5 protein-coding genes and 1 pseudogene are annotated in these 3,790 nt (G+C 29.1%); 1 reads left to right on the top strand and 5 read right to left on the bottom strand.

What is annotated here, in order from left to right:
• Positions 1–39: 39 nt before the first annotated feature.
• The 3 genes and pseudogenes from M663_RS15390 to M663_RS0107485 all read right to left on the bottom strand — a co-directional run.
• A pseudogene (locus M663_RS15390) lies at positions 40–183 on the bottom strand (ATP-binding cassette domain-containing protein); the annotation flags it as partial.
• A gap of 260 nt (positions 184–443) precedes the next feature.
• A complete protein-coding gene (locus tag M663_RS0107490) occupies positions 444–782 on the bottom strand; it encodes a DUF3796 domain-containing protein (protein WP_029688486.1) in 339 nt (112 codons plus the stop codon).
• Positions 783–1,061: 279 nt separating this feature from the next.
• Positions 1,062–2,273, bottom strand: coding sequence for an MFS transporter (locus tag M663_RS0107485; protein ID WP_029688485.1), 1,212 nt, complete (start codon positions 2,271–2,273; stop codon positions 1,062–1,064).
• A gap of 275 nt (positions 2,274–2,548) precedes the next feature.
• On the opposite strand from M663_RS0107485, the gene M663_RS0107480 reads away from it, so the two are divergent.
• Positions 2,549–2,776, top strand: coding sequence for a hypothetical protein (locus M663_RS0107480; RefSeq protein WP_029688484.1), 228 nt, complete (start codon positions 2,549–2,551; stop codon positions 2,774–2,776).
• 132 nt (positions 2,777–2,908) lie between these two features.
• Here M663_RS0107480 and M663_RS14640 read toward each other — a convergent pair whose 3' ends face one another.
• Both M663_RS14640 and M663_RS15385 read right to left on the bottom strand, forming a co-directional pair.
• On the bottom strand, positions 2,909–3,088 hold the full coding sequence (locus M663_RS14640; protein WP_273702664.1) for a hypothetical protein: 180 nt from the start codon (positions 3,086–3,088) through the stop codon (positions 2,909–2,911).
• A 149-nt stretch (positions 3,089–3,237) separates the two neighbouring features.
• On the bottom strand, positions 3,238–3,579 hold the full coding sequence (locus tag M663_RS15385; RefSeq protein WP_273702663.1) for a sigma-70 family RNA polymerase sigma factor: 342 nt from the start codon (positions 3,577–3,579) through the stop codon (positions 3,238–3,240).
• Between the last annotated feature and the right edge of the window lie 211 nt (positions 3,580–3,790).

Raw genomic sequence — 3,790 nt, 5'->3', positions numbered from 1 at the left:
TCTTTTGACATAGCTCTCACTCCCATCTCACTATCAAATCTTTAAAGTAGTACTTTTCCCTGCACCATTTGGACCTATAAGCCCTACAACTTCTCCAGGATACATCTTGAAAGAGATCCCATCAACTGCTTTTACCTTGCCATAATACTTTTTTAGATTTTTTACAGAAAGCACACTATCCATCTGCGACCTCCGTTTATGCAAAATTTATACAAATTATAATCTCTCAAACTATAACAAAAAACAACTACTGGAACACAATACTATAAATTCTACAAAATTCCCTAAAATCCTTCTTCTATTTCCAATCTACAGTAAAATTTAACGTAAAAATCATAAAAATATTGCAGCAGGTAGTGGAGTAATTTCTTTTCATCTCCCATAGGTTAATTATGTACCAATTGATAATTCTGTTATAGGCTGATAAAACAGAGGTCTGAGTTTTATTTTTGATTACTTCCTGTGTATTTATAAAGTAGGTAGGAATCTATAATAGAAATTAAAGCAAAAATAATGCAAAACATAGCTTTAAAAATTTCATAACTTACGTTAAATATCAGCATTATTAGCATGAATGATAAGAAAAAACTAGTCACAACAAAACTCACTGTATGCGCTTCTGCCATTTTGTTTTGAAGTTGTTTATCCTGTAGGATGTTAATATATCGACTAGTAAAAAAGTTAGAGAAAAAAGCAAAAAATGCAAAATACATATAAGATTTAAAAAATCCTAAAAAACCAAGAAAACCAAGAAAGCCTAACAACCAAAAGAATTTTTTCATACAATAATCCCTCCTAACATTGCACAATTAGACTTGTGCAAAATTCAAAAGCCTTCATTTAAGCCATTCTACAGATATACTTTTTTCCTATCACTCTTGAATTTTTTATCTTTTACGTAGGATTTCCCCTACCATTTGTCGAATTATTATATATACCTCATGAAAATATTTTTTAAGGAGAAGGAAATCTTACATGTACCAGCTATTTATGTTTGATTGTCAGTGTTGATTACTATATATTGTATCTCATACATATTTTGGTTTTTGATTATGATTATTTTAATTAATTTTCCACATCCCTATAAATTTCAAAGCAACTGCATTTGGTGGCAAATATATTAACGACAGAATAATTGCAAATATTACGAACAATCCGGCAAAAATAAAAATCATTCCTTGGGATGATGTATCCCATATTGCTCCCCAAATTAAAGGGGCAATCATCTCGGCGACTAAAGAAAATGTAGAAACAATTCCCCAAGCCTTACCAGCATCTTGTTCGGAAAAACAATCGAAAAAGTAAACTGGATAAATTGGCGCAAAAACAAGAATAGTCGTATATAAAAGTATTGAAATAACAAATGCTGTTATGGAGGAAGATAAATACAAAAATACATAAAGTATTAATGTAAATACCAAATTCACCAAGAACAGATTTTTGCGATTAAATAAATCGGTTATTCTACCACCAACGTAAGATAAAATAGCTGCAAGAAATGACGAACCCGCAAATGTATATAGAATAAAATTATCAGCAATGCCAATTTCACTTCCTTTTAATGGGATAAAAACCAATGTGCCACTTGCAAATGATGTCAGAAAAACAATTACACTAAATACCTTTAAAACCTTCTTGTTTTTAATTTCTCGAAGTTGTGCCCAAAATTTAGATTTCTGTTTAATATCCTCGGCTTTTTCGCTAACTTTACTTTCTTTCAAAATAAATACAAGCGGTAACATTAATAGTAGTAATATACCATTTGCAAGAAAAACAATATGAAATCCATACTGGGTAAGTAATCCCGCTACAAGCATGCCAAGTGTAATTCCACTATATAGAAAAATATCCCTTACTCCAAAAGCCGAACCACGCTTGTTAGATTCCACCATTAATGCCAACATGGGATTTAAAGTAATATTGAATGGTGTTTTACTCGCTAAAATTAAGACAGATAATAAAAATATAGTTATATGTATTTTAAAAATAGCCAAGCATAGAAAAGCCACAATTAGCAATAAAAAAATAAATAATACGAGTCTTTTATAACCAATAGTATCCCCTAAATGCCCAATAGGTGTTGAAGAAACCGTGCGTAACAAATTCGCTAAAAATACAATTGTACCTAAAATCGTGGCATTCATTTTGACTTCCTTTAAATAAAGAGGTAATAGCGTTTCAAATGAATCTACTACAAAGAAAAAGGCAAAAAAGAGTAAGTAAATTATTATAAGGTTTTTATTATAAATAAGCTTAAATTGGAAAAAACTCATTATCTACACACCCCAATTATTCAAGAGTAAATGTATTGCTTAACTCAACTTTAGATACATAATTAAACATATTGATTTAATCCTGATATTAACATTATATACATACATATATAGTAATGTGAATGAATTTCTATCATAATATTTCGACATAATTTTATATTCAAAAAGCTGTGTAGTAAAACGCTCGATTTAACTCATGACTGTTGCAGGTAAAATATCCAAAATCAATCTCGTATTTTTCAAATTTTTAAAAAATCTGAAAGGAGAAAGTAGTAATGAAAAAGATAATGTTAGTGATATTATGTTTAATTTTAGTAATACCAAATTATGTTGTTTTTGCAAAATTTCTCTCTTCCCAAATTATTGAAGAAGAAAATATTAAAAATACTATTGAATCTTTTTACAACGCACAGTACGACGCATATTTACAAATACAATATAAAGATATAACTCCTTACCTTGACATGACTAAAAAGGTAATGCATTTCTATATTTTTAAATAGACAAATTATATATTAATTTCTATTTAAGAACTGTGAAAAAAACATAAAATGTAGATTTTTTGTTTACTCAAATTTTTATACGAATTGTTATTTAATTCCAAATTCTTTGTCTATTTGTTCTTTTATTTGTTCCTAGTCAGGTTCGGACAATTTTTTATCAGTATAAAGCTCATATGCCCTTAAATCCCATTCATTATAAATATGTTTGGTTATTTTCCATCTTCCTTCCTGTTTTTCTAATTCAAAAATATTTTCACCATAAGAAATAAACGGCGGGTATGCCTCTTTTACTTTTATCTCTAAATCAATCATCGCTCTCGCATCACCTCACACTTTTTTATTTCCCCTCTATCTATATAAAAGCTAAAATTTCTAAAAAATATTCCATGATCCAAAATTTTATTTTCATTTTATCTCAAAATTTCTTACTGCTCTTATTATGATCTCGATTAAATCCTGTTTTAACACTGCGTTTTGTGGAGCATTGATGCAATTTCTTTTTGAGATACGCCTTCTATAACATTTAGTATTAATACCTCAAATTCCTCTGGTTCAAGTAATTCTTTATATTTTGAAATCATACATTTGTCTACTACCTCATCCTCAAATGAGATATAACTGTATGTGATGTTATCAACTACCTCGTCTTTGCTCTCACTGCTTTCACTATTTCTTGGTGCATCTAATATTAAAAGTTCTTTATATTTTACTTTTTGATATTTCTTTTTAAGCTTTACAGATTCAAACTTGACATATCTAGCTAAATACCCAATAAAAGCTAATTCCTTCTCATTTTCTTTCATCTTTTTACCCTCCTTGCCTCTCCCTTTTCTTCCACTATACCCATTTAAATGTTAAAATTTATTAAGAAATTCTTAAATTTTGGTTACAAAATGGTTACATTTAAAACATAAAAGACGGTTCACTTCATCTAAAAAAACAGATGAGAGGAACCGTCCCCTGCGTTTGGTCCTTTTACCTTATATGCTTCCCCTACTTTTTTGCCTTCATGAA

Source organism: Thermoanaerobacter sp. A7A, from assembly GCF_000445185.1.
Lineage (GTDB): Bacteria > Bacillota > Thermoanaerobacteria > Thermoanaerobacterales > Thermoanaerobacteraceae > Thermoanaerobacter.
The sequence above is the reverse complement of the archived record's forward strand: the minus strand, read 5'-3'. Positions and strand labels throughout refer to the sequence as shown.

Excerpts from the sequence above, each read along its gene's own strand:
- M663_RS0107490 (WP_029688486.1), bottom strand. The coding sequence starts at position 782 with ATGAAAAAATTCTTTTGGTTGTTAGGCTTTCTTGGTTTTCTTGGTTTT.
- M663_RS0107485 (WP_029688485.1), bottom strand. The coding sequence starts at position 2,273 with ATGAGTTTTTTCCAATTTAAGCTTATTTATAATAAAAACCTTATAATA.
- M663_RS0107480 (WP_029688484.1), top strand. The coding sequence starts at position 2,549 with ATGAAAAAGATAATGTTAGTGATATTATGTTTAATTTTAGTAATACCA.
- M663_RS14640 (WP_273702664.1), bottom strand. The coding sequence starts at position 3,088 with ATGATTGATTTAGAGATAAAAGTAAAAGAGGCATACCCGCCGTTTATT.
- M663_RS15385 (WP_273702663.1), bottom strand. The coding sequence starts at position 3,579 with ATGAAAGAAAATGAGAAGGAATTAGCTTTTATTGGGTATTTAGCTAGA.